Source organism: Nocardiopsis nanhaiensis (genome assembly GCF_054778635.1).
Map to the genome: position 1 here is coordinate 186,138 of NZ_BAAGZJ010000001.1, position 25,670 is coordinate 211,807.

The following is a 25,670-nucleotide window of genomic DNA, read 5'->3' on the forward strand; positions in this document are numbered from 1 at the left end:
GTTCAGTTGTCGCTCAGTGAGCGCAATGGCACGTCCCGTGAAAGTTTCCATTCTGTTACCTGAGCGCTCTTGTGGGACAGGCTGGAACCCGGTGCCGACCCGTGTGCTCATCCAGTCCGGACACACAGGGGCCGCACGGGCGCGAAGTGCGCGAACGTGCCTGTGGACAACCCCGCCAACACGCTCCACCTCTGGTACCAAAGAGGTCATGGCCACTCCCACCCAGCCCGAAGCCCCCACCGACCCCGGAGCGCTGCGCGCGCATGCCGAGGAGCACCTACGCGCCCTCGCCGGGGACTCCGCGCGCCTGCGCGAGGACCAGTGGACCGCCATCCACGCCCTGGTCGCGGACCGGCGGCGCGCCCTGGTCGTGCAGCGCACCGGCTGGGGCAAGTCGGCGGTGTACTTCGTGGCCACCGCGCTGCGCCGCGCCCAGGGCTCCGGGCCCACGGTCATCGTCTCCCCGCTGCTCGCCCTGATGCGCAACCAGATCGCCGCCGCCGAACGGGCGGGCATCCGCGCGCGCACCATCAACAGTTCCAACACCACCGCCTGGGAATCCACCTACGCCGAGGTCGCCGAGGGGCTGGTGGACGTCCTCCTGGTCAGCCCCGAGCGACTCAACAACCCCGAGTTCCGCGACCGGGTCCTGCCCGAACTCGCCGCGGGCGCGGGCCTGGTCGTCATCGACGAGGCCCACTGCGTCTCCGACTGGGGCCACGACTTCCGCCCCGACTACCGGCGGATCCGCTCCTTGCTGCACGACCTCCCGGACGGCATCCCGGTACTGGCCACCACCGCCACGGCCAACGAGCGCGTCACCCACGACGTCGCCGAACAACTCCAGGCCGGGGACGAGCGCGAGGACACCCTGGTTCTTCGGGGCGCACTGGAACGCGAGAGCCTGCGCCTGGGCGTGGCCGAGCTGCCCGATTCCACCGCCCGGCTCAGCTGGCTCGCCGAGCACCTGCCCCAGATCCCCGGTTCGGGCATCGTCTACACACTGACCGTCAGCGCGGCGCTGGAGACCGCCCGCTTCCTTCGGGAGCAGGGCATGGACGTGCTGCCCTACACCGGGCAGACCGACCCCGACGAGCGCAGGCAGGCCGAAGACGCCCTGCTCGACAACCGGGTCAAGGCGCTGGTCGCCACCAGCGCGCTCGGTATGGGCTTCGACAAACCGGACCTGGGCTTCGTCATCCACCTGGGCGCACCGCAGTCCCCGATCTCCTACTACCAACAGGTCGGCCGCGCCGGACGCGGGGTCCAGCGGGCCGAAGCCGTGCTGCTGCCCGGCCGCGAGGACGTCCAGATCTGGGAGTACTTCGCCGGGCTGTCCTTCCCGCCGGAGGACACCGTCCGCCAGACACTGGACGTGCTGGCCGAGGCCGACCGCCCCCTGTCCACGGCGAACCTGGAGACCCGGGTAGACCTGCGCCGTACCCGCCTGGAACAGATGCTCAAGGTGCTTGACGTGGACGGTGCGGTACTCCGCGTGCGGGGCGGCTGGACCGCCACCGGACGGCCCTGGACCTACGACGCCGAACGCTACGCGGCGGTCAGCGCTGCCCGGGAACGCGAACAGCGCGCCATGTTGGACTACATTGCCGCCGACACCTGCCGGATGGAGTTCCTCCGCCAGCAGTTGGACGATCCCGAGGCGGCGGCCTGCGGCCGATGCGACGTGTGCACCGGCGAGTACTGGCCCACCGAGGTCGACTCCGGGCGGCGCAAGGCCGCGGCCGACCACCTGGACCGGCCCGGCACCCCGATCGGGCCCCGCCGCCAATGGCCCACGGGCATGGACACCCTCGGTATCGGCCTCTCCGGCAAGATCCCCATGGGCCTGCGGGCGGGGGAGGGGCGCGCCCTGGGACGCCTCACCGACATCGGTTGGGGCAACGAACTGCGCCGTGTCCTCGCTGAGGACGCGGAGGACGGCCCCGTGGACGAGCGAGTCCTGCAGGGCGTGGTGCGCGTGCTGGCCTCCTGGGGTTGGGAGAACCGCCCGGTCGGGGTGGCCGCGATGCCCTCGCTGACCCGCCCGGTCCTGGTCGCCGACCTCGCCGCGCGCCTGGCCGAACTGGGCCGCCTCACCCCGCTCGGCTCCCTGGAGTACCGGACCAGCGGCCCCGGCACCCGCCGCCACAACAGCGCCATGCGCTTGGCGCAGGTGCATTCGGAGCTGGCGGCGGGAGAGGAGCTCACCGGACGCGTCGCGGAGTTGCAGAGCCGCACCCCTGGACCGATCCTGCTGGTGGACGACCTGGTCGACACCGGATGGAGCCTCACCGTCGGCGCGGCACTCCTCCGTAGAGCCGGTGCCCCCGAGGTCCTGCCGCTCACCTTGGCCACCGCCAGTGGCTGATCGCGCGCCCCGAGTACCGGGGCGCCCGATCGTTCCCCATACCGCTACCAGTAGGGTCGGACGCGCCGAGTAACGGCTTGGATCGCCTGTGTTTCAGGCGATCCGGCTTTCGTCGCGGAAAGGGGATGGGCGTATGCCTGGGCAGGACATGGCGGATCCGTGGGCCGAAGGCTGGGACCAGGCGGGCAAGCTTCGACATGCGCTGCTGGACGGTATGCCCCTGCCGCGCCTGCCCTTCATCCCGATCCGGCTGCAGCAGGGCGAGGTCGCCCACGCAGAGGTGTCCATGCAGTACTCCCGGTACTACGGGACGAACGTGACCTACCAGCAGTCCTCCGGCTTCTACTTCGGGTCACCGCTCTTCGTCGCGACCGGCCTCGCGGCCCAGGCGGTCGGCAACGCCTCCGCCCGTTCCCGTGCGCAGGCGATGGCCGCCGCGCAGTGGCGCGAGCATCAAGGGGTGCAGGCCTACCTCACCAACCAGCGGGTCATCGCCTGCGTCCAGGGGCACCGGTGGTTGTCCTTCTGGCACCGCGGCATCATCCAGGCCGACCCGGTCCTGGACCACTGGTCGCTCGTCGAGATCTTCGAAGAGGGCGAACCGGTGCGCTGGCAGGGTCCGGCGGCTCCCTGGCTGGCCGTCGCCATCATCCACCTGGCCTACGGGGACGACCACCTCAGGAATCACCCGGGGCTGGCCCCGCTCATGCCGCCACCCGGGCTGGGGACGGACCCGGGCTACGGATCCTACGGCGGCTACGACTTCCCCGACGGGACCTGAGCCGGGCAGGGCCGAACCGGGGCCCTGTGCCGATAGGCGGCCCGGGCCGAAACGGGTCCGCTAGCGGATGCGCTGTCCGCGCGGGGCACCGCGGCGGACGGGCTGGCCCTCGCCCAGGTCCGGTCGGGCGCCGGGCTGGTGCAGGGCACGGGCGGCCAGTCGGCTGGCCCGACCCAGCGCCTCCTTGGGGTGGCGCCCGGCCAGCCACGAGGGCAGGAACCCGGCCATGAACGCGTCACCCGCGCCCACGGAACCCGGGGACGGCTCCACCGGCTCGGCGGGGGCGGTCACGCAGTCCTCGCGCGTCTTGGAGGCCCACAGCCCGCCCTCCTCGCCGAGTTTGATGACGACGTTGGGGAACCATGCGGTGAGAACCTTCGCGGCGGCCTCGGGGTCGTCGCGGCCGGTCAGCACCCGGGCCTGGTCCACGTTGACGAAGATCAGCCGCGCACCCTGCGTCCAGTCGAGGAAGTCCTCCGCGCCCGTGCGCTCCAGCGGCGCGTGCGAACCGCCGTCCACCGAGATCGACATCCCGCTCTCCCGCGCCATGCGCAGAGCCACCCGGGCCGCGCGGCGGGAGTCGGCGTTGATCAGGGTGTAGCCGGACACGTGCAGGTGACCGTCCGGGCCGAACACGTCGCGGGGCAAGTCCTCGGGCTGCAGACGTGCGTTGGCGCCCGGGTCGCTGAGCATCGTCCGGTCGCCCCGGTGCGTGATCATCACGACGCAGGTACCGGTCGGGCGCTCGGGGTCCATCACCATGCGCGAGTCCAGGCCGTAGCCCATGAGCTCCATCTCGCGCGTACGCCCGGTGATGTCCGAGCCACGGCGGCCGACGAACGTCGTGTCGGTACCCTCGACAGACAGCCACGAAGCTATGTTCGCCCCGGACCCCCCGCCGTACATGACCACTGATGCCGGGGTGTCGCTGCCGCGGGCCAACGGGTGGAACGCGCGCGCGACGGCATCGGTCATCAGGTCACCGATCACGACCACTCGAGTCATTTCGCCAGCCACCACCGAGGGTTTGAGATTCTGTGCCCGAACGACGTTAACAGGTCAACAATCAGTGTCGGGTAACGAACTGACAGCACCCCGGACACGCGGTCGTTAGGGGGCCGCCGGGACCCGGAGGCCCTGTGCACAAGGGTACGCGGAGCCTAGGGGGGCTGAGCCCGGAGCCGCGCCGGAAGGGGCCCCAATGCGGGGTTCCCGATGGTGATTTCGGGGACAGAGCATGGACTTTCCCCGGATTCGGCCGATTGTCGTCTAGTCTCACAGGCGTGCAGTCCTACCCGAACCACTGGGAAGCCGACGTCGTTCTGACCGACGGCGGCACCGCGCACCTGCGCCCCATCACCCCTGACGACGCCGACCTGCTGCGCGAGTTCCACGCGAGGCTCTCTCCGGAGACGATCTACTACCGGTTCTTCGCGCCCTACCCCAAGCTCTCCGACCGTGACGTCAAACGTTTCACAACGGTCGACTACGAGGACCGCGTGGCCTTGGTGGCCACCATCTCCGACGACTTCGTCTCCGTGGTGCGCTACGACAAGGTCGCCCCGGAAGAGGCCGAGGTGGCCTTCGTCGTGGAGGACGGGCACCAGGGACGCGGCCTGGCCTCGGTCATGCTGGAACACATCGGCGCGGCAGCCCGCGAACGCGGGATGCGCCGCTTCATCGCCGACGTGCTGCCCGAGAACCGGCGGATGATCAACGTCTTCCGGGAGGCCGGGTACACCGCGCAACAGACCTTCGACGAGGGCGTCATCCGGCTCACCCTGGACCTGCAGCCCACCGACGACTCCAAGGAGGTCATGCGGGCCCGTGAGCAGCGCGCCGAATCGCGCTCCATCGCCCGCCTGCTCTACCCCGAGTCCGTGGCGGTCATCGGCGCGAGCCGTACCGCGCACACCATCGGCCAGACCGCCCTGCGCAACCTGCTCGGCGGCGAGTTCCAGGGCCCGGTCTACCCGGTCCACCCCGAGGCCAAAGCGGTCGTGGGAGTGCGCGCCTACCCGTCCGTCCTGGACATCCCGGACCAGGTCGACCTGGCCGTGGTCGCGGTCCGGGCCGACATGGTCGTCGACGTGGTCGAACAGTGCGCCGAGAAGGGCGTGCACGGTCTGATCGTGGTCAGCTCCGGCTTCGGCGAGGTCGGCCCGGAAGGTCGTGCCCGCCAGGACGAGCTGGTGCGCACCGCCCGCGCCGCCGGTATGCGCGTGGTCGGCCCCAACTGCCTGGGCATCGCCAACAGCGACCCCACCGTGTTGCTGAACGCCACCCTGTCCCCGGACCTGCCGCCGCAGGGCCCCATCGGGTTCTTCTCCCAGTCCGGTGCGCTGGGCCGGGCGATCCTCCAGCGAGTGGCCGAGCGCGGGATGGGCCTGTCCACGTTCGTGTCCGCGGGCAACCGCGCGGACGTGTCCGGCAACGACCTCATGCAGTACTGGCAGGAGGACCCCGCCACCCAGGTCGTGCTCCAGTACCTGGAGTCCCTGGGCAACCCGCGCAAGTTCACCCGACTGGCACGGCGCCTGGCCAAACAGAAGCCGGTCGTGGCCGTTCGCAGCGGCGGATCGGCGCAGACCACGCCCACCGGGCACGCCGCCGGGGGCCTGTCCCTGCCCGACTACGCGGTCACCTCCCTGTTCCAGCAGGCCGGGGTGGTCCGCGTCGACGACATCACCCAGATGTTCGACGCGGCCCAGGTATTCGCCTACCAGCCGCTGCCCGAGGGGCCGCGCGTGGGCATCATCGGCAACTCCGACTCCCTGGAACTCCTGGTCAAGGATGCCGCCGTGCGCCAGGGGCTCAAGCCCCACGACCCGGTCAATCTGGGTCCGCAGGCCACCGCCGAGGACTTCGACACCGCCATCCAAGCCGCACTGGCCGCCGACGACGTGCACTCGGTCGTGGTGGTCTTCGTCCCGGCCCTGCACCCGATCGGCGACGACGTCGCCCGGGTCCTGCGCGCCCGCTCCCTGGACTCCGACAAGCCCATCGTCACCACCTACCTGGCGCGCCAGGGCATCCCGGAGGAACTCCGGCACATCGGCGACCGCGGAGAGACGCTCAACTCCTCGGTGCCGTCCTACCCCTCGCCCGAGGACGCCGTGCGCGCCCTGGCCCACTCCACCCGGTACGCCCAGTGGCGCAATCGCAAGCCCGGACGCCACCCGGAGCTGCCCGACATCGACCGCGCGCGGGCCCGGGCCACCATCGCCCGGGCGCTCAAGAAGGACAGCCCGGCCGAGGAGGACATCGCCTGGTTCGGCGGCGAGCGCCGCTACGACGAGGATACGGCGGTCTCCGACGCCGACGCCCGTGACCTGCTCGCCTGCTACGGTATCGCCGCTTACCCGGACATCAAGGTCGAGTCCGCGGAGGAGGCCGTGGTCGCAGCCGGCGAGCTCGGCTACCCCGCGGTGGTCAAAGCCGACGCACCCGACCTGCGGGTACGGGCGGGTGGCACGTTCGTCCGCGCCGACCTGCGTACCCCCGAGGACGTGCGCAGCGCCTATGTCTCCCTGCTCGACCGCTTCGGCGGAGAGGCGGAGCTGGTCGTGCAGCGCATGGCGGCGCCCGGTGTGCCCACGGTGGTGCGTGCGGGCGACAACCAGTCCTTCGGCTCGGTCATCTCCTTCGGTTTGGCGGACGTCACGGCCGAACTGCTCGACGACCGGTCGTTCCGCCTGGCCCCGCTGACCGACATGGACGCCGCGGACCTCATCCACGCGGTCCGGGCCGCTCCGCTGCTGTTCGGCCTACCTGCGGGGGCGACCTCGCTGGCCGAACAGCCCAACGTCGAGGCCCTGGAGGAGCTGCTCATCCGGGTCTCCCGCCTGGTCGAGGCCTTTCCCGAGATCGGTTACGTGGACCTGGATCCCGTGCTCGTCAACGCCACCGGCGCCCACGTCCTGGGCGCTCGCATGTGGCTGCGGGAGGCCCCTGACGTGCGGCCCGACGCGGGGCCCCGCCGACTGCGCGGGGTGACGTTCTGATCAGGGAGTGGGCCTCTCGTTTCGGTGGACGGTCGCGAAGTGTCACTGGGAGGAGGCAGGATAGAGGTATGAGGAAAACACGTGCCGTGCCCACGGACTGGCGCATGGAGATCGAGCGGAGCGGCTACTACCCGCCTCTGGTCATCGACGCCGTCGCGACCACCCTGGGCGATGAGGACGCCGAGGCGTTCATCGTGCACCACGAGGCGACCTTCGACCCGGCCATGGAGATGCGGCGGCACATCACCGTCATGCTGCTGACCGCGACCCGGCTCGTCGTGTGCCACACCGATGAGCATCCGCCCACCGAGCCGAGCGGGACCTCGCACGCCTCCACCACGACCGACAGCATCCAGCTGGGCAACATCCAGTCGGTGGCGCTGACCCGGGTCGTGCCGAACCCGGCCCAGTACAAGCCGGGCAGCCTGCCCAGCGAGCTCATGCTCAGCGTGAACCTGTCGGTGAACTGGGGTGCGGTCGCCCACATCGACTTGGAGCCCGCCTCCTGCGCCGACGAGAGCTGCGAGCTCGACCACGGCTACACAGGTGCGATCACCGCCGAACCCCTCACACTGAGGGTCAGTGAGGCGGCCGACGGGACTGAGGCGGTCACCGCGATGATGCACTTCCATGACGCGCTGTCGGTGGCCACCACGCGCCGCTGAGCCGTCGGTTCCGGCCGTGGACACGGCCGGAACGGTGCCGGGGCCGGGGCCGGGGGCGAGGGCGCCCCCGGCCCCGAGCGTGTTCTCGGCCACGTCACACCGGCCCCAAGAGAGCTGACCCGAGCGAACCGTAGGGGCGGGTGGGTCCCGGAGGGGTGCGGACGCTAGCGTGTGGTCCACGTAACACAAGCGTGCCCGCGTGTTCAACGGTGAAAGGCAGTCTTCGATGACGCAGCACCCGACGTCCCCGTCCCCATCGGACGACGCGCCCCTCGTGCGGTTGAGCGTCGACCGTGCCATCGCCACGATCACCCTCGATTCCCCCCGCAACCGCAACGCGCTCTCGGCACGTCTGCGCACCGAACTCTCCGACGCCCTCACCAAGGCCATGACCGATGACGAGGTCCGCGGTGTCGTCCTCACCGGCGCTGGCCCGGTGTTCTGTGCCGGTGCCGACCTCAAGGAGATCGGTGCCGCTCTAGCGGGCACTCCGGTCGAACCCGCACCGGAGCTTCCGGAGATCTTCGAGCAGATCATGGGCGGCCCCAAACCGGTGATCGCGGTGCTCAACGGCGCCGCTCGGGCGGGCGGAATCGGCCTGGTGGCCGCCGCGGACATCGTTCTCGCCCCCAAGAGCGCGACCTTCGCCTTCACCGAGGTACGCATCGGCGTGGTGCCCGCGATCATCTCCGTCCCGGTCGCGGCCCGGATGCACTCGCGCCCGCTCAGCCGCTACTTCCTTACCGGTGAGCTCTTCGACGCCACCGCTGCCGCCAAGGCCGGTCTCATCACCCAGGCGGTGCCGGACCGCGAGGTGGGCCAGGCCGTGGACGCCGTTCTCCAAGGGTTGCGGGCTTCGGCCCCCCGCGCGCTTTCGCGCACCAAGGAGCTTCTGGGTGAACTCGGAGGCGGTGCGTCGGCAGCACCGGACCGGCGAGCCGAGTCCTTCACCCGCATGGGTGAACTCTCCGCCGAGTTCTTCGCCGGAGAGGACGCCGCTGAGGGACGTGTGGCGTTCTTCGAGAAGCGCCCGCCCCGCTGGGCCCAGTAGCCGCTGCCCTGTGAATTCGACACGCTGAGCGGCAGAACCTTCCTTGTCAGAAGGCCGGGCATCGGCGTGGCCGGGTGCCCGGCCGCACAGGCTTTCCGTGTGCTCGGCGGACCGGAAATCCGCAAAGGTGCGCGACCCGGGTTCGCACGCTCCTCAGGACAGGCCACAATGGTCGGGTGAGCTACTCCGGAGATACCAGGGTCGGCGGCCCCGCCGACCTGCGACAACTATCGAACCTGACGATCACCAAGTTGGCCGTGGGCCCGATGGACAACAACGCCTACCTCCTTCGTTGCCGGGCAACGGGTGAGGCGGTCCTCATCGACGCGGCGGCCGAACCCGACCGGATCCTGGAGCTGATCGGCGTGGGCGGGCTGACCCGAGTGGTCACCACCCACCGCCACCAGGACCACTGGCAGGCCCTGGCCGATATCGTCGGCCAGACCGGTGCGCGCACGGTCGCCCACCCCGACGACGCCGACGAACTGCCCGTGTCGGTGGACGAGCCCGTCACCCACGGAGGCACCGTGGCCGTCGGGGACTGCGTACTCACCGTCATCCACCTGCGCGGCCACACACCCGGGTCGATCGCCCTGCGCTACGACGACCCCGAGGGCCACACCCACCTGTTCACCGGCGACAGCCTCTTCCCGGGCGGGGTGGGTAAGACCTGGTCCGACGCGGACTTCCGGACCCTGTTCGGTGACGTGTCGGAGCGCGTTTTCGGTGCTCTGCCGGACGACACCTGGATCTACCCCGGGCACGGTAAGGACACCACCCTGGGCGCCGAGCGCCCCCACCTCGCCGAATGGAGTGAGCGTGGCTGGTAGGGCGGTTCCACGGACGGCTCAAGCGCCGTAGCAGCAGAAGCCGATGTGTCCGAGGTGGTCGGATACCGCTTCGGACACATCGGCACCCGCCGTCAGCGCTCGGTGGAATGCGCGCATGGCCGTTCCGGTCTCCGCGTCCCCGACCGGGACCGGGCTGGCGACCACGGTTCCGGTGCCCAAGGCCAGCAGCGCACCCACGAACCCGCGGGGTCGGCCGACCGTCCCGCCGTAGCCATGCCCGCCCCAGCAGCTGGACAGGGTGACCAGGGCGGGAGCGGATTCCAGCCGCGCGAGGTCGCAGGCGAGCAGCGGGCCGTCGTGCAGTTCGAGCTGGGAGAGCATGGCCGTCTGGTCACCCACGTGCCCGTGCCCGGCCAAGTGCGCGAGGTCGGTGCTTGCCAGCCCGTCCAGTACCTGTTCCCGGCGTGCCCGTTCCAGGAGCCGTGCGTCCGGATACAGACCGGCCAGCGTCGCCACTTCGGCACGGGCCTCGGTGGGACCCGGCCCGGAGGCCAGTAGAACCCGCTTCCAATCGCGCTCGGCGGGTGGTCGTTCCACCCAGAAGCGGGCCGTGGGCACCAGGTGTACCGGTCGGCCGCGCAGCGAGGGGAGGAGTCCCCAGGGCGGGTCACCGAGGTAGGGCTCACCGGTCACCACCAGCGGCCGGTCCCCGACCAGTGGCAGGATCGGCCTGACCAGGGCCGTGCAGGCAGCGTCGGCGGCGTTACGGGTCGCCTCCGAGCCGGCCCCGCCCGTGGAGGCCGACTGCTCGTGTGTGAACCGGGCCAGCACGCGGCGGACCCGTAGCAGGGACCCGAGCGGCCGGGCCTGCACCCTGCCGTCCACCGCGACCAACGCCACGGCCTCCGTGCCCGCAGCGGTGTAGTGGACGAACGCCCGACCTGCCAAGGCGCACAGGAGGGGTTCCAGGACGGGGCCCGGGTACCGGTGCGGTCGGCTCCGGGGCCCTGAGCGCAGGGCCCGCCAGTGCGCGGACTCCCAACGCCGGGCGTAGGCGCTGGCCGTGGGCCCGGGGCCGTCGTGCAGGGCGCCGCGGTAGTGGCCGGTCAGGTCCTCGACCGCGGTGTCGCGGTAGGTGCCCGGCCCCGGTACCAGCCCGTCCGCCCAGGTACGCCCCAGCTCTGCCCACTCCAGCGCGGTTGCGGGGTCTCCGGCGAGCAGGGCTTTCTCCAACCCGGCCCGGACCACTTGGGGGTCGTGGGCGGCATCCGCCAACCACGGGCCCGGCTGGGGTGCGTCGCGTTGGGCCAGGCAGTTCAGGGCCTTGTGGGGAGTGCCGGTGCGCTGGCAGGCGGTGGCGGACGGCGCACGCAGGTCGAGGGTGGCGCGCGCACGCTGAGTCGGGGTCCGGCCGCTGGAAGCCCAGTGTGAGACCCGTACCAGCCGGTCCGCCAACCGGTACCACAGCGAACCCGGCGCGGAGTGGCCACGGATTCGTCGGGAGAGGTAGAGGGCGCCCCGGCGGTCGCCGTTCAACAGCCGGAGCTTGGCCTCCACCAGGGTGCGGGCGGTCCCGTACAGCGCCTCCTGCCAAGGAGCCTCGGCCAGTGTGCGTCCGGCCTCCTCCACGAGCCCTTCCGAGAGCAGCGCCTCGGCCAGGTCCACGCGCAGGGCCTCCTGCCGCTCGGTCGGTAGGAGGTGTGCGAGCTCGTGGAACGTGGAGATGGCCGAGGCGGAGTCGCCCTGGTACAGGTCCAGGCAGCCCAGGTTCTGCCGTGCGACCAGGCCCAGGAGGGGCAGGCGGCGCGCATCGGCCAGGGCCCTGGCCTCGTGGAGGTGCTCCTTCGCCTGGGAGAAGCGGCCGCACAGGGTCTGGGCCAGGCCGAGGTCGGTGAGGACCCCGGGCAGCACGGGCGCGAGTTCGGCCAGGGGGTGTCCGCTCAGCCGCCGCCGAGTGTCGTCCAGGATGTCGACGGTCTCCTTGAAACGGCCGTGCCGGGCGAGTTCCACCCCTTGGGCGACGCGGGCCAGGAGGGGTTCGCGTGCGGTGTTCGGTGGTGTGTTCTCGGCGTCCTGAAGGGTGGATTCGGGCATGGGGTCGGGCGCTGCGGGGGTGAGCACGTCCGGCTGCCTTTCGCCAGTGGGGCCGGTCATCTCCAGTGATAGCAGCGGGTGTGAGCGTGCGGGAGGCCCGCGGGTCAACCTGTGGACAACCGGCCGGTCGCGAAACGGGGCGAAGCAGGACGAAGGAGGGCGAGAGGCGAGGATTTGGTATGCGTACCGAAACCGGGTTCGGGTCGCATCCCATACGGGTGTGCCCGCACGAGCCGACTCGGGTGGGGAGGGCAGGAGGCGTCGGGCCGCTTGCTCGACGGCTCCGGTTCAGACGGTGAACCAGTCGGTGACGGCGACCGGATAGCCGGGGCGTTCCACGGTCAGGCTCAGCGGCCCGGTGGAGAGGTCGGCCGTCTGGAACCGGCCGTCGACCGCGACGAACAGGCGCAGTGAGTCCGTGGGGCGGCGCACGAGGATGTCGACGTGGTCGAATTCGCCGCTCACCAGGCCGCAGAGCCAACGATGGGCGCCGTGCGGGTGGATCTGGATGTCCAAGCGGACATCGGCCATGTCGAATCGGAGCGTGCGCGGAGGGGCGCCGTCCCGAGCACGGTGGGCCGCATGCGGGGGGTAGGGGAGTGCATCACTGACGGTCCTGGCCAGGACGGCACCGTCGAAGGAGCGGTCGAAGGCAGCCAACGCGGCCGACCGCCCGGTCGGGTCGTCGACGTTGTCTGGAGCGTTCTTCACGGTTCACGCACGCCTTTCGGTCGGGTCTCTGGTGGCTCGGAGGGAGCGGCGGAGCTGGCGGAACAGGTGCCGCCTCTGGTTGGGGGTGGTCCTACGGGAGATCGGCGGGGCGCCCGGTGCGTCGTCGAGGTAGTGCTGCGCGACCCGGCGGTCGACCGGATCGGTGAGTCCGTCGATCGCCCGGTGCAGTTCGGCGTAGCGTTCCTTGACCAGGTATTCGTGCTCGGGGTCGGCCCATTGGTGGACGTAGCCGACCAGGGTCTGGGGGTCGACCGGCAGGAAGCGCTGACGGTGCCGACGTTGGCGGCCGCAGGCGGTGTGCGTCGCCCGGCGCAGCCAGCCGGCGAGCTGGTGCGGGGAGTGGAGGCGGGTCAGGTGCTGGTTGAGGCTGAGCCAGACTGTCTGGACGGCGTCCTCGCGGTCCTGTCGCGTAAGTCCGTACGAATGGGCGATACGGTTCACTGTGGCCAGATAGCGGTCGACGATGGCGGCCCACGCGTCGGCGTTCCCATGGCAGGCGCCTAGCACGAGTTCGGCGTCCGTGCGAGGGGAGGTCGGGGGGCCGGTTGTGGCCGGAACCGGGAAAAAAGAGGTGGAAACATAACCTGAACTGCATGGATGGGCTTTCTCTTCAGGTGTTTCCGGATGATGGATGTCCCCGTGCGACTGGTCTGTCACACCCGCCCCCACTATGATCGGACTCCCTGTCGCGCCTGAGGCACACGGTAATCCCTGATCACTCGGGTTGCAGGGGGAACGCTGGAAAATACCAGCGTGCGAGATGGTTCTCAGGGTGCCCTTAGGGCACAATGGGGCAAAAGGCATTCAGGCGGGTATGCAACCTTCTCGTGATACGAGGGCGTCGGGGAAGCGCACTCGTTCGTATCAGGAGGTTCGGTGTCCGCACGTGGCGTCTTGTACGTCCACTCCGCGCCCGCGGCGCTGTGCCCACACGTCGAGTGGGCGGTCGCGGGCGTTGTTGGCGTACCCGTGAAACTCGATTGGGTCGCTCAACCGGCGGCACCCGGCCACCACCGTGCCGAACTCAACTGGCAGGGGAAGCCGGGGACCGCGGGGGCGGTGGCCTCCGCGTTGAACGCGTGGCAGCGCCTGCGCTTCGAGGTGACCGAGGAAGAGTCACCCGGATGCGACGGCACGCGCTACAGTTACACGCCCACCCTCGGTGTGTTCACCGCGATCACCAGCGCGGCGGGCGAGGTCCTCGTGCCCGAGGGCAGGCTGCGCGCGGCCGTGGCCACCGCAGCCGCTGAAGGTGTCGAGCTGGCCGCCGAACTCGACAGGCTCACCGGCCGCGCCTGGGACGAGGAGCTGGAGCCCTTTCGCTACGCCGGCGACGGGGCGCCCGTACGCTGGCTGCACGCCGTGGGCTGACCCCTACGGCCCCGTTTCCGCGCCCCAGGACCCGGCCGCGGGACCAGCCATGCCGGGACCAGCGTGCTCGGCCCGGAACGGAGCTCAGGGCGGTTCGCTCTCGCAGGGCCAGATGGCAGAGGCCAGCAGCACGGAGGCCCAGATGCCCAGGGGGACCAGCGGCCAGTAGGGCACCAGCTGGCCGCCGAGCACGCTGGCCGCACCCCAGATGCCGGTCAGTGCCCCGGCCACGCCCAACCACCACCGCCACTCCTCGCCCCACTCGTCCCAAGGCATGAGCAGGGCCTGGGAGTCGGATTCGGAGGAGTGCGAGTGGCGCAGCCCCGGTCTGTGGCCGACAGGCGGCCTGGGTAGTGGGATCCGGTGCTCGGGTACGGGCAGGTCCGCGGTCAGCGAGTTGAGCTCCCCGACCCGGACAGAACTCAGCGCCGCACCCACTCTGCGCTCGTACTCCTCGTGGTCCAGACGGCCCTCGGAGAACGCCACCGCGAGGTGGTCGACCGTCAGGTCCCGTTCGGTGTCCGAGGCGCGCATCTGGTTCAGCGGTAGACGTTGGGCCTCCACTTCCCACCCCCAAAGGCGCGAGTTGGTGACCATACGATACGTGCCGTGATCGGTGCGCGAAAGGGATCGCAGATGTCGGTTTCCGACGCGTCTGGGACACCCCCTGGAGCCCGGCATCATTGCAGGTCAGAGTGATATCCAGTGGGCTACGGTGCGGCATGTGGACGGGTCGCTCGCGCCCACCAGCCCGGTGTGCTCGTAGGGTCCCCGATAGGCGAAGTCCGAGCCGTCCAGACGGGTTACCAGACCGCCGGTCTCGGCCAGGATCAGGCCGGGCGCGGCGACGTCCCAGTCACGCACCGGAACGTCCTTCACGAACAGGTGCGCGTCACCCTCAGCGATCCGGCACAGCTTGAGCGAGATGCTACCGCTCTCCAGGTACTCGCCGTAGCCGAAGTGGTCGTAGACCCGTCGTGCGATGCCGGTGGGATCGGGGGTGTTGTCGGTGAGCACCCCGTGCCCGGCCGGCGAGGGCGCGTGCACTGGTAGCAGCCTCCCGTTCCGCCGGGCGCCCTGCCCGCGCACGGCCGTGTACAGGACTCCGGACTCCGGGGCGAACACCGCCGCGACCTCGGGAAGCTCGCCGATGACCAGTGCCGCCTGCGTGACGTACCCGTCGAACCCGTGCACGTAGCTGGCGGTCCCGTCGATCGGGTCGATCAGCCAGTACCGGGGTGGCCGTGCCCGAGCCAGGGAGTCCGGGTCCTCCTCGCTCACCACCGGGATCTCGCCGTCGATCGAGGCAAGCCGCTGGGACAGCGCCCGGTGCGCCATCGCGTCGGCCTCCGCCTTGAACTGGCTTCCCTCCCAGACCCCGCTGTGCACCGACGGGTCCGAGCGCCAGTCGCGCAGCAGTTCGCCGACCTCGACGACCGCCCCCGCCACTGCTTGCGAGAGCGGGTGGTCACCGCTCATCGCGCACGCACCGGAATGACCGGGGACTGCCCGCCGGTAGCCACCGCACCGGGCAGAGCGAAGCCCTCACCGTGTGTCGTGGGGGCCGGTGCGGGGGAGATCCCGTGCGAGTCGAACTGCTTCTCGCTCAGGAACTCGTCCGTCCACCGCCGCACCATCGACAGGCCCTCGTCCCACTCGTCGGTCAAGCGCGGGCCGCCGCGCACCGCCTGGTCCAGCAGTCCGGCGATCTCATCCACCCCCGAGGCCACGGTGAGCGCCGCGGTGGACGAGAACCTGGGGTTGATCTCGAAGACCCTGGGCCGCCCCTGCTCGTCCAGGCACAGCTGGACGTTGAAGGGGCCGTCCGCGCGCAGGGCGCTCTGGATCGCCTTGCAGGTGCGGATGACCTCTTGGTTGCGGCGGGTGACGGCGTACTTCGTGACGCCCTGCTTGAGCAGGACCTCCTTGGGGACGACGGCCTGCACGTCGCCGTCGCGCCAGACCACCACCGAGACCGTGTACTCGGGGCCGCTGATGCGTTCCTGCACGATCAGCTCGTCGGCCGCGTAACCGCTCTCGGAGACCACCCGGGCCATGTCGCGGGCGGAGTCGATGACCATGACGCCTCGGCTGCCCCGCCCGCTGCGCGGCTTGACGACGAGCCCGTCGGGAGAGGAGTCGGCGGCGTTGGTGGGCCACTCCGAAGCGAGCCAGGTACGGGGCACCCCCACCCCGATGTCCTCCAGCTGCTGCATGAGCACGTATTTGTCCAGGCAGGTGGTGACGAAGTCCAGCTGTGGCAACAGCACGGTGACGCCGTCCTTGGCCAACTCACTGACCCGGACCAGCTCCTCGTCCACGAGCGGGACGACGGCGACCGCCTCCTCCTCGGTGCACAGGGCGCGCATCCTGGGCAGGAAGGCCTCGCTGTCCCCCGGCGGGACCAGATAACCGCGGTCAGCCAGATACAGGCCCGGTGCGGCGGGGTCCACGTCCGTGGCCACCACCCGGAAGCCGTGTTCCCGCAGGTGGAGGATGGTACCGGGTGTCGGAGCTGACCCCGCTGTCGTGACCACGACGGTCGGCATCGTCGAAGACTGCTGTGGCACCGGCTGACCCTTCCAGGCTTGTTCCGAGTGGTCCGGGCGATGAAACGAGCCTAGACGGGTGAGTGCCGTTCATGGTCGGTATGGCCGATTGCGGTTGCAAAGTGAACCAGATGGGCCTCTCGCGCGTGTACCCATCGGCCCCGGGAGGAAAGGGCAGAGGGCGGGTGCGGCGCCGAGCGCCGCACCCGCCCTCCGGAGGCCGCCGGGCGGACCTACTTCTGCTCGTACGTCGGCGTGATGGCGGCCCGGCCGATCGCGTGCGAGAACAGGTTGAATCCCAGGAATGCGGGGCTTCCGGAACTGTCGATTCCCAGGCTCGGGACGTCCACCGCGTGCACCACGTAGAAGTACCGGTGCGGTCCGTGCCCGGCGGGCGGAGCGGCGCCGATATAGCGGTGGCCCCCGGCGTCGTTGCGGAGCGTGACGGCCTGTTCCGGTAGGCCGGAGCCGTTCCCGGCGTCGGCCGCGAGCTCGGTGACGTCGGCGGGGATGTCGCAGACCGCCCAGTGCCAGAACCCGCTCGCCGTGGGAGCGTCCGGGTCGAAGCACGTGACGGCGAAGCTCTGGGTCCCCTGGGGGAACCCGCTCCAGGACAGGTGCGGGGAGACGTCCTCGCCTCCGGCGCCCATCATCCCGCTCACCTGGGCGTTGGGCAGGGTCTGCCCGTCCGTCACGTCGTCGCTGGTGACGGTGAACGATGCGACCTGGGGCAGGAAGTCGTAGGGGGAGGGTGGCATGGCCACGGCGATGGCCTCCTTCGTTCTCGTGGATGTCCGTACCGGCCCGCGGCTCACGGGCCCTGCCCCCGAACATACGCGTCGGAAGGCATGAAGGGGTGGACTCGGTCCACTGCGCGTACGGGGTGCCGGGTACCGTCGTGCCAACACCGAACACGAACCGGGTTCGGTTCGAACGACCGGTCCACTGACAGGAGCCGCCATGACCGACCGCTGGGGCATCACCGCCCCCTTCGAGGGCATTCCCCTGGCCGACCAGCGATCCCTCTTCGAGGAGCTGCCCGACCTCGGATACACAGACGCGTGGTCGGCCGAGGCCAATGGCACCGACGCGTTCACACCCCTGGCCCTGGCCAGCGTGTGGGCTCCCCAGCTGCGCCTGGGAACCGCGATCGTGCCCGCCTACACGCGAGGGCCCGCGACCCTGGCGATGAGCGCCGCCACGATGGCTGCTGCCGCGCCGGGCCGCTTCGCACTGGGTGTGGGTACCTCCTCGAACGTCATCGTGGAGCGCTGGAACGCCATCCCCTTCGAGGAGCCCTTCAAGAAGGTCCGAGACACCGTGCGCTTCCTGCGGGAGGCGCTGACCGGACAGAAGGTCAAGGCCGACTACGACACGTTCTCGGTGAAGGGGTTCACGCTCGGCGCGGTTCCCCCGCAGCAGCCGCCCGTGCTGGTGGCGGCCCTGCGCCAAGGCATGCTCCGCCTGGCCGGACGCGAGGGCGACGGCGCCATCATCAACTGGCTCTCCTCGGAGGACGTGCGCACCGTCGCGCCTATCGTTCGGGAGTTCGGGGAGGAGAAAGAGATCGTCGCCCGGATCTTCACCATCCCGGACACCGACGCCGAGACCGCTCGGGATATCGGCCGGTGGGCGATCTCCGCCTACCTGAACGTGCCCGTCTACCGCGCCTTCCACGAGTGGCTGGGCCGCGAGGAGCTCCGCCCCATGTGGACGGCGTGGGAGGAGGGCGACCGCAAGGGCGCGCTCGCCGCGATCCCCGACTCGGTCGTGGACGAGCTGATCGTGCACGGTCCCGCGGAGTACTGCCGGGAGCGGATCCAGGCCTACAAGGACGCGGGTGTGACCACCCCGGTGATCGCCCCGATCGCCCCGCCCTCCCTGGACCCCGCAACGGTGGTCCGTTCGCTGGCCCCCCGGCGCTGATCAGGCCGTGATCTGATCCGGGCCCCACCTCAGGGATGTTCCCCGCGTACCGGTGCGCGGGGAACATCCCGACCGTTCGGTATGCTCCCGGTTTCCGGCAGCGTCACCCCGGGCCGGTGGCGCCCAGGATCGCGCGCGCCCGCAGCACCAGCTCCAACTCGAACCGCTCACCCGGGTTCCGCAGCCGCGACCCGAACAGCTCCTCCAACTGCCGCATCCGGTACCGGACGGTCTGCGGATGGATGCGCAGCCGTTCGGCGGCCTCGTTGGCGTTGAACCCGGACTCCAACCACGCCAACAGCGTGTCCGCCATCCGCTCCCGCTGCGGTAGCCGCATCCCGTCCAGCGGGGCCAGCCGGGCCCGCGCCAGCTCCGCCACCAGGCCGGTGTCCCGGGACAGCAACAGGTCGAACAGGTGGTCGCCCCACCGCAGCACGCCCGAACCGGAGACGGCACCCGACCGCACCAGTTCCGACAGCTCCCGTGCGCGGGACAGCGACCGCGGGGTCTCCGCCAGAGGCACCGTCGGCCCCAGCACGGCGCCGAACCCGCGCAGCGACCGCTCCAGCGACCGGAGCCGCCCGGGGCCCTCCGGGTCGGGCACCAGCGCGCAGGGTTCCCCGCGGTCCAGGTCCACCAGCACGTCCGGGGGCAGCGTCGGTGCGGCCACCGTCGGTGCGGCCACCTCCAACGACACCTCCTTGTGCAGCAGAGCCACCGCCACCCGCTCAGGGACCCGCCACCGGGCGGACCGGGCAAGTGTGGACAGGGTCCGCTCCTCGGGCTCGGTCCCGGCCTCGGCCAAGAGCACCTTCAGCAGCCTCGCCCGCCTGCGCCGCAGGGCCTCCACCCCGGCCCCGCGTACCTGCGCGTGGCCCTCGGCCGCGGCCGCGGAGATCTCCTCCTGGAACGCGAAGATCGCTTCGCCGAGCGCGGCCATCTGGTCCCGGTCGATCGAGTCGGCCCTGGCCAGCCGCCGCCACGCCACCGCCGCAGCCGTGCGCATACCCGTGTGCAGACACTCCAACGTACGGCCCTGGCGTGCCTCGCCAGCCCCGAAGGAGCGGAAGTTCTCGGTGATGGACCCAGTTCGCCCGGCCGCCGAGCCGCCCTCGATCCGGTCGAGGAAGGTGTGCACCGCGGTGCCGATCGCGTGCCGGATCGACTCGGCCTGAGCCGGTTCCATGGGGAGCGCGTGGGCCTCGGCGCGCTGCAGGATCCCGTCGACGGCCTCCTCTGCGAGTTGGGGGACCAAGGGCCGGAGCCTGCTCCCCAGGCTCGGTGGAAGATCCGTGAAGAGGGCGTCGCGGGCGCCCTCCCGTAGTCGGTACGTCATGCTCACCTCCGGCGCGGACGCGCGGCTGGGCCGCTCGTTTCGAAGCACGCCCGCGCGTGCTCTGTGCGCCAGATGAAAGAACCGTGATCCCGGTCACTCTCGTTCATCTCACCAGAGCCCGACCCCGCGGACAAGCCCGGCCCCCGTGTAGGTGGATGCTGCCCTGGTCAGGGGCACGCATGGTCATCTACCGGGTGAATGCGGTAACAATGATGCGGCACGGACAAGTCCGTCGACCGACCAACCCGCTCTTGGAAGGCACCCCCCATGCGACGCATCCTCCTGTGTTCCCTCCCCTTGGCCCTCGCGCTGACCGCCTGCGGAAGCGGCGAGGACGAAACCCCCCAGGACGACACCGCGGCAGGAGAAGCCGCCGCCGAACCAGGCGAGGACGAGGCCGTCGACGGTGCCCAGACAGTGGCCGACGGCTTCGTCGCCGCGCTGGCCGCCGCGGACGGCGAGGCGGGCTGCGCCTTCGTCGACGACGGAGCCCAGTCCGCGATCGCCGCCCAGAGCGAAGCTGGGGACTGCGTCGAGGCCTTCCCCGACTACGTCGAGAACCTGGAAGGCGCCGAGGACATCGAGGTCGGCGACGTCACCGTCAGCACCGACCTGGACGGCGAGACCCTCATCGGCAACGTCGAACTGATCACCGCCGCTGAGGACCGCGAGGTCATGGAGGTGCGCGAGGGCTCCGACGGCGAATGGCTCGCCACCCGCGTCCCGGGCACCACCCTCGGCGGCGCCTGAGCCGCAGTCGGTCCATCCTGATCTGGCCGCGGGGCCTCGATGGCTCCGCGGTCCTGTTCGGCTGTCCAGCAGTCGGCCCGAGGCGGCCGGTGCGGTCTTGGTAACGCCTGCGGGTGAGGTGATGAACACCCGGCCGCACGGCCTGTCGGGGTTTCGGGCGCGCGAGCTCTGGAAGAGTGGGGAGCCGAGGGGCACGGCACGATCGCGTGCCCCGTGGCACAGAGCGAAGGAGATGCGCGATGATCCTGATCGTCGTCAAGTTCCGGGTGAAGCCCGAAGCCGTGGACGGATTCCTCGACGAGGTCGCCGACTTCACCGCGGCCACCCGGGCAGAGCCCGGCAACCTGTGGTTCGAGTGGTCCCGCAGCGTCGAGCGCGACGACGAGTTCGTGCTCGTCGAGGCGTTCAAGGACGGCGCCGCTGAGGCCCACGTCGGCAGCGACCACTTCAAGGCCGGTCTGGCCGCGATGAAGCCACTGCTGAAGGAGACCCCGCTGATCGTCAGCCGCCAGGTCGAGGGCGAGGGCTGGGACCGCATGGGCGAACTCACCATCGACGAGTAACGAGGCACGGGCCGTGGCTAAGCGGGCTACGGCACACGGGCGTGGACGTAGGAGACAAGGCTGAAGGGGAGCGGGCGCTTGGGTACGTACGTCGCGAGCGGGGACCGGTACGACCCGCTGGAGTACCGGGTCTGCGGTAGGAGCGGGTTGAGGCTGCCGAGGCTTTCGCTGGGACTGTGGCAGAACTTCGGCGGTGACCGGGATCTGGAGGGGCAGCGCCGGATCCTGCGCCGCGCCTTCGACCTGGGCGTCTTCCACTTCGACCTGGCCAATAACTACGGTCCGCCCCCGGGAAGCGCCGAGGAGAACTTCGGCCGGATCCTGGCGCAGGACTTCGGTCCGTACCGGGACGAGTTGGTCATCACCACCAAGGCCGGGTATGTCATGGGACCGGGGCCGCACCTGCGGGGCGGTTCCCGGAAGTACCTGCTCTCCTCGCTCGACCGCTCCCTGAAGCGGATGGGGCTCGACTACGTCGACGTCTTCTACAGCCACCGGCCCGACCCGGACACACCGCTTGAGGAGACCATGACGGCGCTCCACCACGCGGTCGTGTCCGGGCGGGCCCTGTACGCGGGGATCTCCTCCTACGGGCCGTCGCTGACCCGCAAGGCGGCGGCGATCATGCGCGAACTCGGCACGCCTCTGGTCGTGCACCAGTCCTCCTACTCCTTGCTCAACCGCTGGGTGGAGGACGGGCTACTGGAAGCAGCCGTGGACGAGGGGATGGGCGTGGTCGCGTTCTCACCCCTGGCCCAAGGGCTTTTGACCTCCCGGTACTTGGACGGTGGGGTGCCCGCAGACTCCCGGGCCGGGGTGGGGCGGCCCAGCTGGCGCGACAACATGCTCACCGAAGAGGTCCTAGGCCGTGCCCGGGCCCTCAACCAGATCGCCGCCGAGCGCGGACAGACCCTGGCGCAGATGGCGATCTCCTGGGTTCTGCGGGACCAGGGGCCGCGCACCGTCACTACGGCTCTGGTCGGGGCGTCGAGCGCGGAGCAGTTGGAGCAGAACCTCAAGGCGGCGGACTCCACGGAGTTCTCCGAGGAGGAGCTGCGCGACATCGACCGGTGGGCGGTCGACTCCGACGTCAACATCTGGTGGGGCGCCACCGCATCCAAGGACTAGGGCAGTGTGGGGCCGTGTCGGGGTGGGGGCCGGCTGCCAGGCCCGGGGGAGGCGTGCGGACGTTGGGCACTGTGGGATCTTTGTTCCTTTCGGGGCAAAGGTCCCTTGTGGGTGTGGTGAGGCTTCACCTAGCTTGACCCCCAGCACACCTTGTCCGAAAGGCCGACATGCTCTCCCCCCGGTGCCGGACGCCCCCATCGGCCCTGCCCCCGGCCGTTCCGGTCCAACCGAATAACCGCATCCCCATCACGGGCCGCCCCCTGGAACACCCCCGCGCGTTCTTCCCCGCAGGGGGCGGCCGGTGACCCCCACCCAACTGAGGGCGTTCTCCACCGTCGTACGCCTCGGCTCAGTGAAACGGGCCGCCCTGGAACTGGACGTCACCGAGGCCGCCGTCTCCCTGCACATCGGCAAACTCCGCAAGCTCTTCGACGACCGGCTCTTCTCCCGTACCGCGGCGGGCCTGGCCTTCACCCCGGGAGGCCTTCGCTTGGCAGGCCGTGCCGCCGAACTGCTGGGGCTTCAGGACCGCACCCTGCGCGAGGTCAGCCAGGCGGGCACCGGCACCCGACTGCTGCGGATCGCTGCCTCCAGCATGTTCGTCGAGTACGCCGCGCCCGGGCTGATCGAGCTGTTCGTGGGCCGTGCCGACGACCTCGACGTCGAACTGAGCGTGCACAGCCCCGGCCGGTTCGAGGAGCTGCTGCGCGACCGCGCGATCGACGTGGCCGTCGGCCCCGCCCCGACGGAGGGGCCGTCGGCGTGCCCGCCAGAGGAGGCTCAGGTGGAATCGTGGAGCATCCTCAGATACCAGCTGCTCACCGTCGTCGGCGCCGACCACCCCCTCGCCAAGGGGCGGGTGGATTCCCCGCGGCTCCGCGAACACACTTGGCTGCTGGGTCCCTCGGTGCTGGACCGTACCGGGCTGGTCCCCGCCGTTCTGCGCCGCTTCCGCATTCCGGAATCACGTCAGCGCGTCTTCCAGAGCCACGCCGCCGCGCTCGAAGAGGTCAAGAAGGGTGCCGGGGTCGGCCTGGGATTGGGATTCGCCGTCGCCCACGACCTCGCCGCGGGGCGTTTGGTCACACCCTGCGGGCCGCCCGTGCGCACCGGAGGTTCCTGGGCCGCGACCACCCTCACCGATCGAGGCGAGGCCGGGGTCGCCGCCGAGTTCCTCCGCTTCGCCACCACCCCGCGCGCCACCCAGACCATGCTGCGGGGGTCGGGTGTACACCGTGGGCGCCTCCGCTCGGGCACGCATGTCACCCTCTGGAACCACCCCGAGACGCCGCGACAGGCCTCGGGGGCTTGAGTACGGGCGAGTTCGGGTGCGTGTGTGGAGTATGAACGCGGGTGGAGACCGCCGGTAGGAACACGGGCGGCACGAAGCTGCCTGTTGTAGGCGTCTACAAGCCCAACTAATATGGCTCAGACCACCTCTGAGGGGTTGTCGCCATGACCACCGCGCGGCTCCGGAACCCACGTGAGTGCCTGGTTCCGGGGGTTTTGGAGTATTCGGACCGGCACGGCACCCGCCCAGAACGCACCGGCCCGGCTCTTGCTGCGGGCGCCGGGGTGTGCCGATGACCCCCGCACAGCTGCGCGCGTACTCCGCGGTCGCCCGCCTCGGCTCCGTCAAACGGGCCGCAAGCGAGATCCATGTCTCCGAAGCCGCGGTCTCCCTGCACATCGGCAAGCTCCGCAAGACTTTCGGTGACCGGCTGTTCGTCAGCTCCGCCGCCGGGCTGACCTTCACCCCCGGCGGCCTGCGTCTCGCTGAGCGGGCCAGCGAAATGCTCGGCCTCCAGGACCGCACCATGCGTGAGGTCACCCAGGCGGGCAAGGGTAGCCGTCCGCTGCGTATCGCCACATCCAGCCTGTTCGCCGAATACGCGGCCCCGGGGCTCATGGAACACTTCATAGCGCGCGCCGACGATCTGAAGGTTGAGTTGAGCGTGCACAACACGGGCCGGTTCGAGGGCCTGCTGAGAGAACGCGCGGCCGACGTGGCCATCGGCCCGGCTCCGGACGACGGCGGCAGCATCCGTTTGGCCGCTCGGCCCATCCTCAAATACCAGATAGTAACCGTCCTGGGGTCCGGGCACCCCCTCGCCGGGGCCCGGACGGACCTTGCCCTGCTGCGCCGCCAGCACTGGCTTCTGGGGCCGTCCGCCATGGACAGGACGGGGCTGGTCCCCGCAATCTTGCGCCGTTTCAACGTGCCCGAGGAGAACCAACGGGTCTACCAGAGCCACGCGGCCGCCATGGAGGGCGTCAAGCAGGGTGAAGGGGTGGGGCTGGCGCTGGGGTTCGTCGCATCCCAGGGCCTCTCGTCGGGTGATCTGGTCACCCCGGTGGGGGCACCGGTGCGCACCGAAGGATCCTGGTCGGCGACCATGGCCGCCGACCACAGGGACGAGACCGGAGTGATCGCCGAATTCCTCCGCTTCGTCACCACCCCGCGCGCGACCCAGGCCATGCTGCGCGGATCCGGAGTCCACCGTGGCCGCTTCCGCCCCGCCGTGCACGTCACCCTCTGGAACCACCACAGGTCGTCCGACAACCGGTGAAGAGTCGGAGACCCGGCGCTGTGGTGTCCTGGGGAATTGAGCTCGCCTGGGGAATTGAGTTGTCTTGAGGTGTTGTGCGGCCTCGACGCAGTTTCCACCGGTACTCGGTACGCGGTGCCGGGTACCGGGATCCCGATCATGGTCTGACTCCTCCTGCCGATGGAGCGCACCGGGTTTCGAGGCCGACCGGTATCTGGGGGCCGCGGCAGTACCGGTGGGTGGGGGTTTGCTGTTGGGTGCGGGTTTCCCCGTTTCCTGCCGCTTGATGGTGGCCGTCTCCGCTGCGCGCGTCAAGGTCGTCGCCATCGAGCGCTTCGCGCGTCAGTGGCGCTCCACCTTGACCCGCTTCGCTACGACGGCGGGTTGGCGGCTATCAGGAAACGGGGGGCGTGTGGTCGGGGTAGCGGTGGCCCCTTCGGGGCCCGAAGGGGCCCTACGGCACAAGCACGGCCTGGCGGCCGTCAGTCGCCACTCCGCCGGAGCGTTGACGGTTGGGGGTGTCGCGGCCGGTCATGCTCTGCTGCGAACCACGGCGGCCTCCGGCCGGTGCCTGCCCCTGCGCCGGTGCGTTGCCGGGTCGGGTGTCGCGGCTGGTCCATGTGTGCGGCGAACCCCTTTCGGCTGCCTTTTCCCCGATGATCTTGCCCCTGTCTTCACCCTCGGCCGTCGATCACCTCCTATTGGTGACCTGGAATTCCCGGTGGAAATAAACACCAAGCAGGGTGGGGAAATAAAGGCCATTTCGGGCGACGAAAAAAGGGCGACCGGAAAGGGGGTCTTGGGCAACTCGGCGGAATCACTTCCGAAGTTAACGTCGGCAACACTCCCTTTTCCTGGTTGTTTCGTTTATAATAGAAGAATGGTGATCTCTCCTGAAGCACCCACCCCCACCGGGCACACCCCGGTGGATACCGCGGTGGCCGCTGCCCGGGACGAGACCACCGCCTTCTTTAACCGGGACGTGCCCCTGGGGGCGGCGGGTGAGGTGCTG

The 25,670-nt window shown here is 70.3% G+C and carries 22 protein-coding genes; 13 read left to right on the plus strand and 9 right to left on the minus strand.

Going from position 1 to position 25,670, the window contains the following annotated elements; translation table 11 throughout:
- Positions 1-208 precede the first annotated feature (208 nt).
- Together ACYVD1_RS00835 and ACYVD1_RS00840 are read left to right on the plus strand one after the other, a co-directional pair.
- A complete protein-coding gene (locus ACYVD1_RS00835) occupies positions 209-2,368 on the plus strand; it encodes a RecQ family ATP-dependent DNA helicase (protein ID WP_460766054.1) in 2,160 nt (719 codons plus the stop codon).
- 133 nt (positions 2,369-2,501) lie between these two features.
- Positions 2,502-3,149, plus strand: a complete 648-nt coding sequence (locus ACYVD1_RS00840) for a hypothetical protein (RefSeq protein ID WP_460766057.1) — start codon at positions 2,502-2,504, stop codon at positions 3,147-3,149.
- A 60-nt stretch (positions 3,150-3,209) separates the two neighbouring features.
- Here the strand turns inward: ACYVD1_RS00840 and ACYVD1_RS00845 are convergent, their stop codons facing one another.
- On the minus strand, positions 3,210-4,145 hold the full coding sequence (locus ACYVD1_RS00845; RefSeq protein WP_460766163.1) for a carbohydrate kinase family protein: 936 nt from the start codon (positions 4,143-4,145) through the stop codon (positions 3,210-3,212).
- Positions 4,146-4,432: 287 nt separating this feature from the next.
- On the opposite strand from ACYVD1_RS00845, the gene ACYVD1_RS00850 reads away from it, so the two are divergent.
- The 4 genes from ACYVD1_RS00850 to ACYVD1_RS00865 all read left to right on the plus strand — a co-directional run bounded on the left by ACYVD1_RS00850 (position 4,433) and on the right by ACYVD1_RS00865 (position 9,699).
- Positions 4,433-7,153 (plus strand): bifunctional acetate--CoA ligase family protein/GNAT family N-acetyltransferase, encoded by a 2,721-nt coding sequence (locus tag ACYVD1_RS00850; RefSeq protein ID WP_460766060.1) that lies wholly within the window; start codon positions 4,433-4,435, stop codon positions 7,151-7,153.
- 86 nt (positions 7,154-7,239) lie between these two features.
- Positions 7,240-7,818, plus strand: coding sequence for a DUF5998 family protein (locus tag ACYVD1_RS00855; RefSeq protein WP_460766166.1), 579 nt, complete (start codon positions 7,240-7,242; stop codon positions 7,816-7,818).
- Between the two features lie 226 nt (positions 7,819-8,044).
- Positions 8,045-8,869, plus strand: a complete 825-nt coding sequence (locus ACYVD1_RS00860) for an enoyl-CoA hydratase-related protein (protein ID WP_460766065.1) — start codon at positions 8,045-8,047, stop codon at positions 8,867-8,869.
- A gap of 176 nt (positions 8,870-9,045) precedes the next feature.
- Positions 9,046-9,699: an MBL fold metallo-hydrolase gene (locus ACYVD1_RS00865; protein WP_460766069.1), complete on the plus strand. Its 654-nt coding sequence runs from the start codon at positions 9,046-9,048 to the stop codon at positions 9,697-9,699.
- Positions 9,700-9,717: 18 nt separating this feature from the next.
- Here the strand turns inward: ACYVD1_RS00865 and ACYVD1_RS00870 are convergent, their stop codons facing one another.
- The 3 genes from ACYVD1_RS00870 to ACYVD1_RS00880 form a co-directional block, all read right to left on the minus strand.
- The gene (locus ACYVD1_RS00870; protein WP_460766072.1) at positions 9,718-11,814 is read right to left on the minus strand and encodes a CHAT domain-containing protein; all 2,097 of its coding nucleotides are present in this window, start codon (positions 11,812-11,814) and stop codon (positions 9,718-9,720) included.
- Between the two features lie 228 nt (positions 11,815-12,042).
- On the minus strand, positions 12,043-12,465 hold the full coding sequence (locus ACYVD1_RS00875) for a carboxypeptidase regulatory-like domain-containing protein (protein WP_460766075.1): 423 nt from the start codon (positions 12,463-12,465) through the stop codon (positions 12,043-12,045).
- A gap of 3 nt (positions 12,466-12,468) precedes the next feature.
- Positions 12,469-12,993, minus strand: coding sequence for an RNA polymerase sigma factor (locus ACYVD1_RS00880; protein ID WP_460766078.1), 525 nt, complete (start codon positions 12,991-12,993; stop codon positions 12,469-12,471).
- A gap of 369 nt (positions 12,994-13,362) precedes the next feature.
- Here ACYVD1_RS00880 and ACYVD1_RS00885 point away from each other — a divergent pair, with 369 nt between their 5' ends.
- The gene (locus ACYVD1_RS00885; protein ID WP_460766083.1) at positions 13,363-13,857 is read left to right on the plus strand and encodes a DUF3145 domain-containing protein; all 495 of its coding nucleotides are present in this window, start codon (positions 13,363-13,365) and stop codon (positions 13,855-13,857) included.
- 84 nt (positions 13,858-13,941) lie between these two features.
- Here ACYVD1_RS00885 and ACYVD1_RS00890 read toward each other — a convergent pair whose 3' ends face one another.
- The 4 genes from ACYVD1_RS00890 to ACYVD1_RS00905 all read right to left on the minus strand — a co-directional run bounded on the left by ACYVD1_RS00890 (position 13,942) and on the right by ACYVD1_RS00905 (position 17,170).
- On the minus strand, positions 13,942-14,421 hold the full coding sequence (locus ACYVD1_RS00890) for a DUF1707 SHOCT-like domain-containing protein (RefSeq protein ID WP_460766087.1): 480 nt from the start codon (positions 14,419-14,421) through the stop codon (positions 13,942-13,944).
- A gap of 126 nt (positions 14,422-14,547) precedes the next feature.
- Positions 14,548-15,336 carry an inositol monophosphatase family protein gene (locus tag ACYVD1_RS00895; protein ID WP_460766090.1) on the minus strand — a complete coding sequence of 263 codons (789 nt, stop codon included), beginning with the start codon at positions 15,334-15,336 and terminating at the stop codon, positions 14,548-14,550.
- Entirely contained in the window at positions 15,333-16,394 is a 1,062-nt protein-coding gene (locus ACYVD1_RS00900; RefSeq protein WP_460766169.1) for an ATP-grasp domain-containing protein, read from the minus strand. Before ACYVD1_RS00900 ends, ACYVD1_RS00895 begins: the two co-directional genes overlap by 4 nt.
- 245 nt (positions 16,395-16,639) lie before the next feature.
- Complete coding sequence (locus tag ACYVD1_RS00905; protein WP_460766093.1) at positions 16,640-17,170, minus strand: YbhB/YbcL family Raf kinase inhibitor-like protein; 531 nt, start codon at positions 17,168-17,170, stop codon at positions 16,640-16,642.
- Positions 17,171-17,366: 196 nt separating this feature from the next.
- Here ACYVD1_RS00905 and ACYVD1_RS00910 point away from each other — a divergent pair, with 196 nt between their 5' ends.
- Positions 17,367-18,332, plus strand: a complete 966-nt coding sequence (locus ACYVD1_RS00910; protein ID WP_460766096.1) for an LLM class F420-dependent oxidoreductase — start codon at positions 17,367-17,369, stop codon at positions 18,330-18,332.
- A 103-nt stretch (positions 18,333-18,435) separates the two neighbouring features.
- Here ACYVD1_RS00910 and ACYVD1_RS00915 read toward each other — a convergent pair whose 3' ends face one another.
- Positions 18,436-19,668 (minus strand): PucR family transcriptional regulator, encoded by a 1,233-nt coding sequence (locus tag ACYVD1_RS00915; RefSeq protein ID WP_460766100.1) that lies wholly within the window; start codon positions 19,666-19,668, stop codon positions 18,436-18,438.
- A gap of 267 nt (positions 19,669-19,935) precedes the next feature.
- Between ACYVD1_RS00915 and ACYVD1_RS00920 the strand changes: the two genes are divergently transcribed.
- The 5 genes from ACYVD1_RS00920 to ACYVD1_RS00940 all read left to right on the plus strand — a co-directional run bounded on the left by ACYVD1_RS00920 (position 19,936) and on the right by ACYVD1_RS00940 (position 24,679).
- Entirely contained in the window at positions 19,936-20,418 is a 483-nt protein-coding gene (locus ACYVD1_RS00920) for a lumazine-binding domain protein (RefSeq protein ID WP_460766103.1), read from the plus strand.
- A 239-nt stretch (positions 20,419-20,657) separates the two neighbouring features.
- Positions 20,658-20,981, plus strand: coding sequence for a putative quinol monooxygenase (locus ACYVD1_RS00925; RefSeq protein WP_460766107.1), 324 nt, complete (start codon positions 20,658-20,660; stop codon positions 20,979-20,981).
- 78 nt (positions 20,982-21,059) lie between these two features.
- A complete protein-coding gene (mgrA, locus tag ACYVD1_RS00930) occupies positions 21,060-22,109 on the plus strand; it encodes an L-glyceraldehyde 3-phosphate reductase (protein WP_460766112.1) in 1,050 nt (349 codons plus the stop codon).
- Between the two features lie 301 nt (positions 22,110-22,410).
- Positions 22,411-23,421, plus strand: coding sequence for a LysR family transcriptional regulator (locus tag ACYVD1_RS00935; RefSeq protein ID WP_460766117.1), 1,011 nt, complete (start codon positions 22,411-22,413; stop codon positions 23,419-23,421).
- Between the two features lie 271 nt (positions 23,422-23,692).
- A complete protein-coding gene (locus ACYVD1_RS00940; RefSeq protein ID WP_460766120.1) occupies positions 23,693-24,679 on the plus strand; it encodes a LysR family transcriptional regulator in 987 nt (328 codons plus the stop codon).
- The last annotated feature ends 991 nt before the right edge of the window (positions 24,680-25,670 follow it).